The sequence below is a fragment of the uncultured Spongiibacter sp. genome (assembly GCF_964011655.1).
In the GTDB taxonomy this organism is placed as follows: Bacteria; Pseudomonadota; Gammaproteobacteria; order Pseudomonadales; family Spongiibacteraceae; genus Spongiibacter; species Spongiibacter marinus.
The window spans coordinates 47129-60585 of the sequence record NZ_CAXGPO010000015.1; the positions used below are offsets into that span (position 1 = coordinate 47129).

At 56.9% G+C, this 13457-nt stretch carries 11 protein-coding genes; 8 read left to right on the top strand and 3 right to left on the bottom strand.

Going from position 1 to position 13457, the window contains the following annotated elements:
* Positions 1-86: 86 nt before the first annotated feature.
* Together gdhA and ABNS66_RS09170 are read left to right on the top strand one after the other, a co-directional pair.
* A complete protein-coding gene (gdhA, locus tag ABNS66_RS09165) occupies positions 87-1439 on the top strand; it encodes an NADP-specific glutamate dehydrogenase (protein ID WP_286839286.1) in 1353 nt (450 codons plus the stop codon).
* Between the two features lie 44 nt (positions 1440-1483).
* Positions 1484-2101, top strand: a complete 618-nt coding sequence (locus tag ABNS66_RS09170) for a trimeric intracellular cation channel family protein (protein WP_286839284.1) — start codon at positions 1484-1486, stop codon at positions 2099-2101.
* On the opposite strand, the gene ABNS66_RS09175 is transcribed toward ABNS66_RS09170, so the two are convergent.
* On the bottom strand, positions 2098-3111 hold the full coding sequence (locus ABNS66_RS09175) for an AraC family transcriptional regulator (protein WP_286839282.1): 1014 nt from the start codon (positions 3109-3111) through the stop codon (positions 2098-2100). The two genes, ABNS66_RS09170 and ABNS66_RS09175, sit on opposite strands and share 4 nt — an antisense overlap.
* A 101-nt stretch (positions 3112-3212) precedes the next feature.
* Between ABNS66_RS09175 and ABNS66_RS09180 the strand changes: the two genes are divergently transcribed.
* Positions 3213-4118, top strand: a complete 906-nt coding sequence (locus ABNS66_RS09180; RefSeq protein ID WP_286695830.1) for a sterol desaturase family protein — start codon at positions 3213-3215, stop codon at positions 4116-4118.
* Positions 4119-4295: 177 nt separating this feature from the next.
* The gene (locus ABNS66_RS09185; protein WP_286839280.1) at positions 4296-6761 is read left to right on the top strand and encodes a TonB-dependent receptor; all 2466 of its coding nucleotides are present in this window, start codon (positions 4296-4298) and stop codon (positions 6759-6761) included.
* A gap of 187 nt (positions 6762-6948) precedes the next feature.
* Here the strand turns inward: ABNS66_RS09185 and ABNS66_RS09190 are convergent, their stop codons facing one another.
* Entirely contained in the window at positions 6949-9363 is a 2415-nt protein-coding gene (locus ABNS66_RS09190) for a thrombospondin type 3 repeat-containing protein (RefSeq protein ID WP_348655305.1), read from the bottom strand.
* A 332-nt stretch (positions 9364-9695) separates the two neighbouring features.
* Here ABNS66_RS09190 and ABNS66_RS09195 point away from each other — a divergent pair, with 332 nt between their 5' ends.
* The 4 genes from ABNS66_RS09195 to ABNS66_RS09210 all read left to right on the top strand — a co-directional run bounded on the left by ABNS66_RS09195 (position 9696) and on the right by ABNS66_RS09210 (position 12682).
* The gene (locus ABNS66_RS09195) at positions 9696-10607 is read left to right on the top strand and encodes a hypothetical protein (protein WP_286839278.1); all 912 of its coding nucleotides are present in this window, start codon (positions 9696-9698) and stop codon (positions 10605-10607) included.
* Between the two features lie 99 nt (positions 10608-10706).
* Entirely contained in the window at positions 10707-11177 is a 471-nt protein-coding gene (locus ABNS66_RS09200) for an SRPBCC family protein (protein WP_286839276.1), read from the top strand.
* An 18-nt stretch (positions 11178-11195) separates the two neighbouring features.
* A complete protein-coding gene (locus ABNS66_RS09205) occupies positions 11196-12074 on the top strand; it encodes an alpha/beta fold hydrolase (RefSeq protein ID WP_286839274.1) in 879 nt (292 codons plus the stop codon).
* Positions 12071-12682 (top strand): LysE family transporter, encoded by a 612-nt coding sequence (locus ABNS66_RS09210; RefSeq protein WP_286839272.1) that lies wholly within the window; start codon positions 12071-12073, stop codon positions 12680-12682. The genes ABNS66_RS09205 and ABNS66_RS09210 overlap by 4 nt, the downstream gene beginning before the upstream one ends.
* A 9-nt stretch (positions 12683-12691) precedes the next feature.
* Here the strand turns inward: ABNS66_RS09210 and ABNS66_RS09215 are convergent, their stop codons facing one another.
* Positions 12692-13399 (bottom strand): 16S rRNA (uracil(1498)-N(3))-methyltransferase, encoded by a 708-nt coding sequence (locus ABNS66_RS09215; RefSeq protein WP_286839270.1) that lies wholly within the window; start codon positions 13397-13399, stop codon positions 12692-12694.
* Positions 13400-13457: the final 58 nt, after the last annotated feature.

The following is a 13457-nucleotide window of genomic DNA, read 5'->3' on the forward strand; positions in this document are numbered from 1 at the left end:
AGGTCGCGACGGCGGGGGCGAAGGTGTAAGCTTGCAGGCGTTTTGCCCTGTTATGGGGCGTGATAATGGAAAGCGGCGAGGATGCTATGACAGTAATTGAAAACACCATCAACGGACTGATGAGCAGTAGTCCAGCACAGTCGGAGTTCTACCAGGCCGTCGAGGAGGTGTTGGAGTCGCTGGAGCCGTTGTTGGAGAAAGAGCGTCGCTACACTGAACACAGCGTTATCGAGCGGATGGTCGAGCCAGAAAGACAAATTATGTTCCGGGTGCCCTGGGTCGACGACGCTGGCTGCGTGCAGGTAAACAAGGGGTATCGCATTGAATTCAACTCGGCGCTGGGGCCCTACAAAGGCGGCTTGCGCTTTCACCCGTCGGTCAATGCAGGGATTATCAAATTCCTCGGCTTTGAGCAGATATTTAAAAATGCCCTGACGGGCCTGGAAATTGGCGGGGGCAAAGGGGGCGCGAATTTTAACCCCAAGGGCCGCTCTGATCGCGAGATCATGCGATTTTGCCAGTCGTTTATGACGGAGTTATACCGCCATATCGGCCCTCACACCGACGTTCCCGCGGGGGATATTGGCGTTGGTGCGCGTGAAATTGGCTATATGTTTGGTCAGTACAAGCGGCTGACAGGTCGCTACGAGGGTGTGCTAACTGGCAAGGGGCCCCTGTGGGGAGGCTCGTTGGGGCGGCGCGAGGCCACTGGTTATGGCTGTGTGTATTTCGCGCAAACGATGATGAAGGCCCACGACGAGAGCCTGGAAGGGAAAACCTGTTTAGTTTCCGGTGCGGGCAACGTGGCGATTCACACCATTGAAAAACTCCGCCAGATTGGCGCCCGTCCAGTGAGCTGCTCCGATTCCACGGGCACTTTGTACGACGCTCACGGCATCGATGTGGAAATTTTGAAACAGATCAAATTGGAGCGGCGGGAGTCCCTTGAGGCCTACCTGCACGAGTTTCCCAAAGCCGAATTCACGCCGATTGATGATTACCCCGAAGACGGTCACGCGGTATGGCGAATGGAGGGCGAGGTCGCCTTTCCCTGTGCAACGCAGAACGAATTGACGGCGGCCGATGCCAAGGCGCTATTGGCTAACGGTTGCCTGTGCGTCTGCGAGGGGGCCAATATGCCTTGCGAGCCCGCGGCGGCGGAGTTATTGATGCGTGAGGAAATCCTCTACGGCCCGGGTAAAGCTGCCAATGCCGGTGGCGTGAGCGTCAGTCAGTTTGAGATGAGCCAGAATGCCAGCATGCGTCGCTGGACTTTTGAGCAGGTGGACGAGCGACTGCAGCGAGTGATGGCGGATATTTATGCCCGCTGTAGTGCGGCAGCGAAGGAATTTGGCGAGCCGGAGAACTTGGTTGTGGGGGCAAATATTGCGGGCTTTCGCCGCGTCGCTGATGCGATGATTGAGCAGGGTGTGGTGTAAGGGCACAGGGTAGCGGTGCAGGGCAATCTTGCCGCGGAGGATAAATGTCTTCAGTAATCGTGTTTCTCGATTTTTTTGGTATCGCGGTGTTTGCGATGTCGGGTGCGCTGACCGCCGGCCACAAGCAGCTGGATATATTCGGCGTACTGGTTGTGGCCCTGATCGCCTGCCTGGGCGGCGGCACGCTGCGCGATGTGATCCTCGGTGCGCACCCTGTGATATGGGTGGCTAACCCCGCCTATCTCTATGTGGGCATTAGCGCGGCGATGGTGGTTTTTGTGCTGGCGAGATTTGTGAGGATACCGCTGCGCACGCTGGAGGTGTGCGATGCGATCGGGCTGGCCTTCTTCACCTTGGCAGGCTTGCAAAAAGCGCAGTCACTGGGTCACAGCGCTGATATCGCCTTGTTGATGGGCCTGATGACAGGGGTTGCAGGCGGTATTCTTCGCGACGTGTTATGCAATGAAATCCCGCTGATATTTCAGCGGGAAATCTACGCAACCGCGGCGATCGCCGGTGGCGCGCTGTTCCTCGTTTTACAGGAGCTAGGCGTTGCGGGCAGCGTTGCGCTGTTTTTGGCCATGGCCACCATACTTGTACTGCGCCTAACAGGCGTGTTTTTTGGTCTGTCGCTGCCGCGCTTCCTGCTGAGCAAGCCCTAGCGATCAAGCTGCTTATGGCGGTATTGCGCTGGCGTGAGCTGCGTCCAGTTTTTAAAGGCGCGACTGAAGGCACTCTGCTCTGAAAATCCCAGTAGCGCTGCCACCTCGCCGAGTTGCAGCCGTGGATCGGCCAGATAATCTTCGGCCAGTTGCTGGCGGGTCTGTTGAAGAAGCTGTCGAAAGTTGCAGCCTTCTGCGGCAAGTTTTCGGTGGAGGTGGCGCACCGAGACATGCAGGGTGTCGGCGATGCGTTCGGCGCTGGGTGGCCCCTGGCGCAGTTGGCTGACCAAACGCTGCCTGACGATATTTGCCAGCTCCTGGCCCTGCGGTGCTTCAAGGCTATTTAAGAGTTTCCGCGCCTGACCCTCCAGCACCTCGATCAGAGCAGGGTCGGCGGTGCGCAGCGGAGTACTGAGCAGGTCCAGCGAGATACTCACCCGCGTTTGGCTGTGGCCGAAACTCACGGGGCAGGCAAACCACTGCTGGTATGGCTGCACATCTTCGGGAGCGGGGTTAATAAACTCGACCTTTAGCGGCGCGGCGCCTGGCTGATTGGTGATGTCCCGGCAAAACTGCAGCAGGGCCGCAATGGCCGTCTCGTCGACCAGGGCGCCGGGCCTGCCATTCTCGGCACTCCAACACAAGTCAATGTAGTCACCGCAGTCCACCCGCTGCATGGGATTCACGTCGTAGATCAATTGGTGGTAGCGCTCCAGGCGTTGCAGCGCGCCGGCAACACTGCCGCAGGCCAGCAGTACATAGCCGAGAATTCCCAGGTGACGGGGGGTAATGCGTTGTCCCAGGTGCAGGCCTAGCAGCGGGTCATCGAGAGCAGCTGACGCGCGCTGCAGGTAGTCGCGCCAGCGCAATACCGGAAAGCGGCCCATGCCTTGCGGCGCGGGTTCACCGAGTAGCTGCTGCGCATCAATCTGGTGTTCGGCCAAATGCTCATAGAGCAATTGAACATAGGTGTGGGGCACCACGGCGTTTTGAAGTCGAGTCTGGGGCATTGCGGCACCTTAACATGTCCGAAATGGTCAAATACATGTCGTGTGGCGTCAATCATAATGCCTCGGCAGCGGGAATAATAGCGACAAAAAACGGAGTCCCTATGTTGAATGATGTGATCAGCCAGGTTCAGGCAATTTTCGGCGCCCATGTAGATTGGAAGCAAGTCGTGTTGATGGCGGCAACGCCAATCTTTATTGTGGCATTTATCGTCGAGCTCTATGTGCGCAAGGCCAAAGGGCCTGGCCACCGAATGTGGTCGCAGTTTGAATGGCGGGAGATTCTCACCAATCTCGGTTTGGGTGGAAGCTACCAGGTTTTTGAGTTGCTGCTGCACATCGCCATCACCGGGGCGGTGATTAATTGGATCTATCAGTTCCGCGTATTTGATATTCCGGTGAATGCGTGGACGGTTGTGCCCTTGTTCGTGCTGATGGAGTTTTGTTACTACTGGTTCCACCGCGCCAGCCATCGCATCCGCTGGTTTTGGAGTGCGCATGTTGTTCATCACTCCAGCGAAACCATGAATATGACGACGGCGATGCGCCAAAGCCTGCTGTATTCAGTGACTGGCTGGTGGTTGTTCTTCATGCCGATGGTGCTGTTAGGTGTGCACCCAGGCGTTGTGTTTACCCTGTACGCGGTGAACCTGTTTTACCAGTATTTCATTCACACCGAGGCGATTGGCAAGCTGCACCCCTGGCTGGAGTTTTGGTTTAACACGCCCAGCGCCCACCGCGTTCACCACGGTCGCAACCCCGAATATATCGATCGCAACTACGGCGGTGTGCTGATTATTTTTGACCGTATGTTCGGCACGTACACCGAAGAGCAGGACGATAACCCGGTTGAATATGGCATTGTCGACCAGATCCACTCTCACAATATCATCACGCTCAACTTCCACGAGTTTAACGATATGTGGCGGGACGTATTCGCTGCCGATACGGTAAAAGACGGGATCAAACAGTTGGTGCTGCCGCCCAAGTGGGACCGCCCCCAGTCGTAACGCCTATATTGGCCACCGGCGCCGCGTGCTGAAAAGCCCGCGGCGTTTTTGTATCGCGTGGCCGCAAATGCCTACTAATCTGATTCATTATGATGTGTCGTAGTGCGAGGGTCTGCGCTATGATTAAGACACTTGCCTTAACGGCATAACAATAATGAAAACGTAGGAAGTGATGCGATGATGAAGTGCAGTTGTCGGCGGTGGGCCAGTGGCCTGCTTATTGCCTCGCTCGGGGTGGCAGGTTCAGCGGGCGCGCAACCAGCCTTGGAAGAAGTGGTGGTGACCGCGCAGAAAAAAGCGGAGAGTTTGCAGGACACGCCAATCGCGCTGGATGCCTTTGGTGAAGAGGCATTGGAGCGCGAAGGCATTGGCGGCGTGGGCGATCTTGCCAACAACGTGCCGGCAATGACCATCCAGCCGTTTCCGATCAATACCACCACTCTGCGTATCTATATTCGCGGTATTGGCCTGATCGATGCGCAGATCACCCAGGATCCGCCTGTGGGCGTGTATGTCGATGGCGCCTATATTGCCCGTTCTGCGGCTCTAGCTACTGACCTTGCAGACCTAACGCGAATTGAGGTTTTGCGCGGACCGCAGGGTACGCTCTATGGCCGCAATTCCACCGGCGGCGCCGTTAATCTGATTACTCGCCGCCCCAATGTCGATGCGGCGCAGTTCAAACAGGCATTTACCCTTGGCGACCGCAATCTCTTCAGTAGTAAAACCATGCTGAATACGCCGCTCTGGCAGGGCGCTGCAGCCAAGTTTGCCTACTTCACCAAGCAGGTAGACGGCTATATTGAAAACACCGGCGCAGGTGGTGACTTTGGTGATTCCGATACGATGGGTTACCGCATTGATTTCGCCTGGGATGTTTCAGATAGCGTCCATATCGATTACGCCTATGACCTGGCTGAGGTGACGAACACCAATATGGCGTATTCCCATATCCGGCCTTCCGACCCCATTCCCAATCCAGAGGTCAATCAGGGCATCGCCTTCACCAATTTAATTAACTCGGGGGCGCGGCAGTTTTACAACTTTAATACCTCGGGAAATCGCCCCGACCGAATACACTCGGCTATCCCTATGGAAGAGGCCGATAGCGAAATTTCCGGCCATCAACTGTCGGTCGACTGGCAGATTAGCGAAACACTGGCGGCGAAATACATCTATGCCCAGCGCGAGCTCTACGACAATACGCCAACCATTTTGGCAACTGGCGCGCGCAGCGATGGCTACCGCCTGGATAATAGCCCGGTGTTCAGTTTTCCCGTGGCGGCAATACCCGGTGATTCGGCAGTGTGTAGTCCCTGTGTTGGCCGCAGTGAGCAGTACGGAGCGGTTCATCCATTGATCGATCAGGATCAGTTCTCTCACGAATTGCAGTTATCCGGCAGTGCGTTTGCGGGGCGTTTGTCTTACATCACCGGGCTCTATTACTTTGAAGAAACGGCTACCCAGGGCGCGGGCAAGATAGGGCACCTGCTGTCTGCCCCCTTGGGCAGCACTGCCGATGGCAACAACACCGGCAACCGTATTGAGGTGCTCACCGAGGCGCGTTTTGATATTGAAAACACCGCAATGGCGATGTTTGCGCAGTTTACCTGGCAGCCACCGGTGCTGGACGACCGCCTCAGCCTGACCTTTGGTGCGCGCCATTCCGAAGACAACCGAAAGTCTGCCGCGCTGCGCCGCCAGATCAGTTTTGTGGTGGTGCCGGGCGATTTGGATAACACCGACCGCGACGACAACGACATTGCCACCCAGTTGTCTGATGTCTTTTATGATGTGCGCGGCGATAAAGACTTTAAAGACGACTCCTTTAGCTTCATCGCCGAGTATGAGCTGAGCGACGATATCAACCTCTACTTCAAGGTCAATGAAGCCTATAAAAGCGGTGGTTTCAATACCCGCGAGCAGGTTACCGAGGAGGGCGCTCAGCGTTATATCGACGGCTTTGATGAAGAGAAGGTGACCGCCTACGAGCTGGGGCTGAAGTCGCGTTTACTTAGCAATCGCTTACAGGTGAATGCAGATATTTTTCAGCAGGATTTTGTCGATCAGCAGTTGAACTTTAGTGTGCCCAATACCACCAGCGACACCACCGTTGCCAATGCCGGCGAGTCCACCTTAAAGGGCTTTGAGATGGATACCACTTGGCTGGCGTCTGAAAACCTGATGTTGGTGCTCAACTACGCCTACTTAGATGCGGAAATTGCGCCCAGCCGCAATCCGCTATCTGGCGATGTCGACGACGGCTTCGTGTTTGATTCGGCGCCGCGACACGCTTACACGGCGATGCTTGATTGGACGCTGTGGAGCAGTTTGGACAAGGGCAATATTGCCTTCAATGCCACCTACTCATTTACTGATGAACGCAATGGCGGCGGGCGCAAGGAATTTGCAACCTTCCAGGCGGACCGTCAGGACGACTTCGCCGTGCTGAATGCGCGCTTGGGTTGGTATCAGTTGCCGGTATTTGACGGAGTGTTGGATGTAACAGTGTGGAGCAAAAATGTGCTCGACGAGGAATACAGTGTTAACAACGTTCACAATTTACCGCAGGCGGGCCGCTCAGTAATGTTTGGTGAGCCGCGCAGCTACGGTCTGGACTTGATCTACAATTGGGGAGGCTAATCTCCTTTGGCTGCGTGCGAAACACGTGTTCTTTCTGTGTTAAGGTCGGCATTGCCGGCCTTTTTTTGTTGGCTGAGATCGCTCGTTAGCGGCGTCAAGTAAGGCGGCTTAACATGGTCTTGAGAGGCGGGTAACAACAGCTGATATGGAAGAAAGCGCCCACCAGCGGTGCTGGTGGGCAAGCGGCTTAGGGCGCCGTTTGTTGCGGTGCCAGCAGTGGAACCGCTACCGAGCCGCTAATTTGCACAGGAATGGGTAAGGGAGACGCTGAGGTGGCGTACTGGCTGGGGTAGGAGCCATAGACCATCAGCACCAGCTTGTCGCCGTTTTGCATGCGGCTCATCACCCCGACCAAGTCTACATTGTGATCGCCGAAGCCTCTGAAAGGTGTTACCTGGTTCATCAACGGCGTGGGCGCCTGAAGCGGGTTGCTGTCGCCGGATTCTCTAATTGCCAGTCCGACAAACACAATGGGCTCAAGCAGCGGGGCGCCTGCTTGCTGGTCGGCAATGCTCATGCTCAAGCTGATTGTCGGTATGCCGGCGATTACCTGATTGTCGGCCTGGGCGGTGTAGAGCTCAATCTCAGTGGGTAGCAGGTTGGCTTCGTGGGCAATGATCGGCAGCGGGCTGCTAAAGGCAAAGTTGTCCCCGCCGTAGGGCACATCGTTGAGTACGATGCCATCATTGCCTTCACTGCCTAAATTGAAGCAGACCTCTGGAATCTCATCGGCCGCGCCTTGCACAAACTGTAGCTTTTCTTGAAACCAGCTTACGGTTGTGTCGGTGGTGTTTAAGCGTCCGCAGACACTTTGACCGTCGCCACTGTCGATGCCGTGGCCGGCGGCTTTGGTGAACAAACGCACATCGCCACCCTGATCACTCAAACAGCGGTAGTTTCGGTAGGCATCATTAAAGTTAAACAGGGTATCCATGTGGGACTGGGTAATGAACGCATCAATCGATCGCAAGCTGCCGTCGGCTGTTGTGTCGTTCTCATCGGCGCAGTGTGAGGCCGGGCTGTGGCGGTAGAGTAGCGCCAGTTTATCGTCGGCCAGGGTGTTTGCTGCCAAGCCGGTGGCGAGGCCTTCGTTGACTTCCTGGTCTTGATTGCCTGCCAGGTTGCCGCCAGCCGACAGCACGCTTGCCCAAAACGTTTTAAACACATCGTTTGGGTACAGGGAATAGCGCAGATCGTTCCAGGTAATGTCCGGGGCAATGGCATCCAGGCGGTGTTCTGGGTCAATCGCGTAGATCATTAATTGATAACCGCCACCGTAGGAGCCACCCACGGCGCCGATCAGCGGATTGTCTTTCTCGGTAGCGGGAGTCGGGCCATTATCTGCATAGGCAAGCTGACTCAGATTCTCTTCGGCCCAGTCCAGCACTTGTAGCCAGTCTTTGCCTTCCAGATCGGGGTCCAAAATGCGGATGGTGCCACCGGAGTCACCGTGGCCACGTTCATCCAGACTCAGCACGTAAAAGCCTTCGTCGAGTAAGGCTTTCAGCAAGCCACCGGTGGGTCGACTTGACTGACGGCTGCCAGAGTAGCCATGGCTGTGCAAAATCAGCGGATAGCTTTCCTCTGAAGACAGCGATGTGGGCTCGTGCAGGGTGAACGCAATATTTTCGCCATCGACATTTGACGCAAGGTTTACATCGTAGGAAACGCCGTCGGTAATGGTCGCTGGCGGGCAGCCATCGGCTTCAACGGCGGTGCCCGGCGGGGTGTTGGGGCACTGGTCATTGCCATTGAGGACTCCGTCGCCGTCGTTGTCATCTTTTTGCACATTACTGCAGCCCTCGCTGTCGACGGTTGCGCCGGCAGTGGTATTGGGGCAGATGTCGTCGGCGTTATTGACGCCATCGTTATCGTCGTCCAGTTGTGAGGGCGAGCAGCCTTGAACATTGGCGGTTTCCGTTGCCGGAGTGGCCGGGCAGTCGTCTTGACCATTGCTGACACCGTCGCCATCGTCGTCGCGCTGTGCGTCGGAGCAACCATTTTGGTCAACGCTGGCACCTGCCGGTGTCAGTGGGCAGAAATCCTGGGCATTGCCAACGCCGTCGCCATCGTTGTCGCCGTTTTGACTGTTACTACAGCCATTGGCATCCACCGTGGCGCCTGCCGCTGTATTTGGGCAGTTGTCGCTGCTGTTGTTAACGCCGTCATTGTCGTCATCCAGTTGTGAGGCGGAACAGCCATCGGTATCGACGCTTTCTCCCGCCGGCGTGGCTGGACAGCTGTCGTTGGCATCTGCAACCCCGTCGCCGTCAGCATCTTCAACCGTAATCGCGCAGCCCTGAGCATCGACATCGGTGTTGCTTGGGGTTGCCGGGCAACTGTCAGATTGGTTGCTCACGCCGTCGCCGTCGTCATCCAACTGCGAGGCAGAACAGCCGTTGCTGTTGGCGATTTCGCTACTGGGCGTGGCGGGGCACTGATCTCGGGTGTCGGCAATGCCGTCGCGGTCGCTGTCAGTGCTGCCTCCTGAGTTATTGCTAGAAGAGTTGCTGCTCGAGCCACCACAGGCGGCGAGCATGAGGGTGAGCAAGAGTAAGCCGAGCGACTTCCTCGACGGGAAAAGCAGCGTGCGTAACGTCATGGCAAATGTCCGTATTGTTAGTATTGTTCGGGTGCTGGCGAGGCGGGCGATGTCACGTTGTAGCAGGGGCAGCCACTGGCTGTGCTTGTGCGAGTCGCCGCCTGAACTGCGAGCAGCAGTCAGAAGTGTGCGCGGCTGACACAGTTATGTCAATTCGTGAAATTGAGTGCGGGCAGGGTCGCTACAGCAGGGCGACTCATCTGAATGGCGTAATCCGCATAGATGAGTTGCCAGGATTCTCACCTACTGGGACGAGGGGCGGGCTTTACAAAGCTGACTAGATTCGACGTGTGCCCACGAGCACCACAATAATCATTGAATGGAGTCACGTCATGTCACAACAATGCTCGCCTTTTCCTCCCTACCAAATTCAGGCGGAGGACATACCCGATCGCTACCCGAGGGGGTGGTTTTGCCTCGGATTACTCGACGACTTTCGCCCGCCTGCGGACAGCCCACAAAACATCGACGGTTTTGGTGGCAAGGTCGTCGTGCGCTGTCGCGGCTCACAGATTGACGCGAGCCTCAATGGCAAGCGTCTGCCGACCCTGGCCCGCAACCGCTTGTTGCTCTGCTGGTACGACTCCGATGGCAATCCGCCGTTGGCTGTCCAAGAGCCGCCAATTATGGGCGAGTGCGATACGCGCCAGTGGAGCCGCTGGCAGATGCGGGAGTACCGCATACATGCCAATTGCCGCGAGCTGATCGACAATATGGCCGATGCGGCGCACTTTGGACCCGTGCATGGTGCAAATGTGCGCAGCTTTCGCAACGTTATGGATGGCCACACCTTTGTGCAGGAAATGCGAGGCCACAGCGAACGCCTGTCGGCGGAGAGCGAGCTGTATAGCTACGCCAAGTACTATGGCCCGGCCTACCAAACAACGTATATGCGCGGCAGTTACGACGGCCACACCGTTGAAAGCTACCTGCTGCTCAGCCACTTGCCGGTGGCGCGCGAATGCTTTGATATTCGCTACGCAGTGATGGTGAAGCGCCTGCCCCATTTGAACGAGGCGCAAAATGCTGAGCTGTGCAAAATGTATGCGGAGAAGGCTTTTGAGGCCTTTGCTGAAGATGTGGCGATATGGCACAACAAGACGCGCATCGACAACCCCATTCTCTGCGATGGTGATGGCCCGATCCACAAACTGAGAACCTGGTACGCACAGTTTTATCAGCCGCTGGCGGAGATCAATGAAGAGCGTCTGCGCTACCGCGAGTACCAGTTGCGTTATGACTAATATCGCGGCCCCAATTGGGGCCGCTATTCACCGCTCATGGAAGCAGCGCCGAGCAAAGCAATGTTAAGCAAAGCAATACCAGGGAAAGGAGAGACAAGCATGCGCAGTTTGAAAGATCGCTTAAATATTGATGTTGTCGACAGCATACGCATTCGTGCACCCGCTCAACGGGTATTCGCCACCGTGGCGAATTATCCGGCAATCGCCAACTGGTTCCCGCCCTATTCATGCAGTGTGGAGGGCGGTGGCGATATCAAGGAGGGCGCGCTTGTGCAGCACCGCTATGGTCGTCCGCCATTTGTGCTGAGCCGCTTTACACGCCGTATAGAGCGCATCGTGGACGGCGAGCGCATTGAGGAGCGGTATATCGATGGAGACTTGCGTGGCACCGGGGTATGGTGTTTCGAGCAGCACGGGCAGGAAACATTGGCCAGTTATCACTGCCGGGTGGAGGCCCTGAGCTGGTTCGCTCGACTCGGCTTTGTTCTTCAGGGCAGTCGCGCCCACAGCGAGGTGTACCAGCAATACCTAGCGGCCTTAAAGCAGCAGTGCGAGGCCGCTGGCGTTTAACGTATCAAGGAAGAAGTCATGTCTAAAATCGATCAAGCCCCGCAACATGCCGCGTTACCCGGCGGTGGTATTCAGTATTACGACGCGGGCAATGGTCCCTGTGTGATGCTGATACACGGTTCTGGCCCAGGGGTGAATGCCTGGGCGAATTATCGCGATAATTTGCCGGTATTTGCCGAGCATTTTCGCTGCATTATGCCTGACTTGCCCGGCTACGGCGGCAGCGATGCGCGAGACGGAGACCCGGTACAAAGCTGCGTGGCCGCCTGTGTTGAGCTGCTCGATACCCTGGACGTTTCCCGCGTACATATTATTGGTAACTCCTTGGGTGGCATCGTCGGTTCGTATATTGCGGCGCAGTATCCCGAGCGGGTCGCCAGCTTTATGACTATCGGCGGAATTGGCTTGAATCTGTTCAGCGCTTTTCCTGGGGAGGGGCTGAACTTGCTAACGGCCTTTACCGAGCAGCCCAGCCGCGAAAATTTACGACGTTGGTTGGCGTCCATGGTTTACGATCAGGCGATTATTACTGACGAACTGCTCGAGGCGCGATACGCGGCGGCAACCGAGCCCGTCACCCTGGCGACCACTCGGGCGCTGTATTCTCGGTCGGCGATCGCTGCAATTGCCGATTACCGGCGGGGAGAAAACGCCGCGCAGGTGGTCGCGCATTTGCCCAGCATTCAGGCGCCGACGCTAATTACCTGGGGGCGGGATGATCGCGTGAGTCCACTGGATATCAGCCTGTTGCCTATGCGGATGATCCCCAATGCCGAGTTGCATGTTTTCCCCAACTGCGGCCACTGGGCGATGATTGAGTGCAAAGCGCGCTTTGAGTCTTTGGCCATCGACTTTATTAACGACGCGGAGCGCCGTTATGCGCAGGTGCAGCCATGAGCGTTGCAGCGATGCTGGGCTTGGCGCTGGCAATGATGGCGCTGGCAGCGCTACCAAGCAGTAGTGTGTTGCTGGTAGTCGCCTGCAGTTTGCGCGGTGGTCGGCGCCACGGTCTAGCCGCAGCGCTGGGTATTGTTATTGGCGACCTGCTGTTTATCGCCCTCGCGATTGGCGGTGTTGCCTTGCTGGCTCAGGCTATGGGCGCGTTGTTTATCGTGGTTAAGGTGGCCGCAGTGCTGCTTCTGCTGAATGTGGGCTTACGCTTGTTGCTCTCATCCCGCGCCGGTCACTCTCAGGCCTTACCGGCGGCGCCCGGTTCGCTTTGTACTAGCGCTATCGCGGGCTTGGTGGTGACACTTGCAGATGTGAAAGCGGTGGTTTTCTACGCCAGTTTATTGCCGCTATTTGTCGACATGCAAAGCGTGTTGCCGGGAGATGTCCTGGCAATTGCGGCAATCACGGTGGCGGCCGTTGGTGGCGTGAAATTGTTATATGTGTTGCTTGCTCAGCGACTGGTGCAAGGATTGCCGGTGATCGCCAAGCGGGGTGAAGCGGCGGCGGGAGTTGGACTGGTCGCTGCGTCTGGGGTATTGCTGTTGAAGGATTAGTTGTCGCCGCTACAGAAACAGGCGACCAATAATGCTGGGTACGGCGGTCTCAACTTTCAAAATACGCGGCCCCAGGCTAAAGCCCTGCATTCCGGCGGCCAGCAGTTTTTCCACCTCATAAGGAATAAACCCGCCTTCCGGGCCGATGGCGAGTAGGCGCGGCTGGTTACTTGCCGCCGGCACACCCTGGCTGTGGTAGGGGTGGGCCAATAGGCCTTGCCGATGTTGCAGCAGTGCTGGCAATACATCTTCCACGAAGGGCTTGAAGCGGGTGGCGCGTTCAATGCTGGGTAATTGCGTGTCGCCACACTGCTCCAAGCCCTCCAGCATGGCCGCGTGGAGGTGAGCGTTGTCGACTAACGGGCTTTGCCAGTAGCTTTTGTCCACCCGGTAACTGTTCAACAAAATAATTTTTTCCACGCCCAGTTCGGTTGCCGAGCGAATGATGCGCCGCGCCACTTTTGGGCGAGGCAGGGCCAGCAACAAGGTCAAAGGGAGCTTTGCCGGAGCGGGCGTATTCAGGTTAACGCGCAGTTCTATGGTGCTGCCAAGTCCGGTGATTTCCGCACTGCCAAGCTGGCCGTTAAGCACGCCGCAGCGCAGCTGCTGGCCAAGTTCAGCGCGAAGTACCTTGCGGATGTGCTGGGCGCGCGCATCGCTGATTTGCACGGTATCGGCGCCAGTGAAATCCGATGGCTGCAGCAGCAGCAAATTCATTGGGCGGGCTCGGCCCACAGGTCGTAGTCGTCAGCGCCTACGACATTGACCAATAGCG

Coding starts and splice junctions, on each gene's coding strand:
- gdhA (WP_286839286.1), top strand. CDS start 87: ATGACAGTAATTGAAAACACCATCAACGGACTGATGAGCAGTAGTCCA.
- ABNS66_RS09170 (WP_286839284.1), top strand. CDS start 1,484: ATGTCTTCAGTAATCGTGTTTCTCGATTTTTTTGGTATCGCGGTGTTT.
- ABNS66_RS09175 (WP_286839282.1), bottom strand. CDS start 3,111: ATGCCCCAGACTCGACTTCAAAACGCCGTGGTGCCCCACACCTATGTT.
- ABNS66_RS09180 (WP_286695830.1), top strand. CDS start 3,213: ATGTTGAATGATGTGATCAGCCAGGTTCAGGCAATTTTCGGCGCCCAT.
- ABNS66_RS09185 (WP_286839280.1), top strand. CDS start 4,296: ATGATGAAGTGCAGTTGTCGGCGGTGGGCCAGTGGCCTGCTTATTGCC.
- ABNS66_RS09190 (WP_348655305.1), bottom strand. CDS start 9,363: ATGACGTTACGCACGCTGCTTTTCCCGTCGAGGAAGTCGCTCGGCTTA.
- ABNS66_RS09195 (WP_286839278.1), top strand. CDS start 9,696: ATGTCACAACAATGCTCGCCTTTTCCTCCCTACCAAATTCAGGCGGAG.
- ABNS66_RS09200 (WP_286839276.1), top strand. CDS start 10,707: ATGCGCAGTTTGAAAGATCGCTTAAATATTGATGTTGTCGACAGCATA.
- ABNS66_RS09205 (WP_286839274.1), top strand. CDS start 11,196: ATGTCTAAAATCGATCAAGCCCCGCAACATGCCGCGTTACCCGGCGGT.
- ABNS66_RS09210 (WP_286839272.1), top strand. CDS start 12,071: ATGAGCGTTGCAGCGATGCTGGGCTTGGCGCTGGCAATGATGGCGCTG.
- ABNS66_RS09215 (WP_286839270.1), bottom strand. CDS start 13,399: ATGAATTTGCTGCTGCTGCAGCCATCGGATTTCACTGGCGCCGATACC.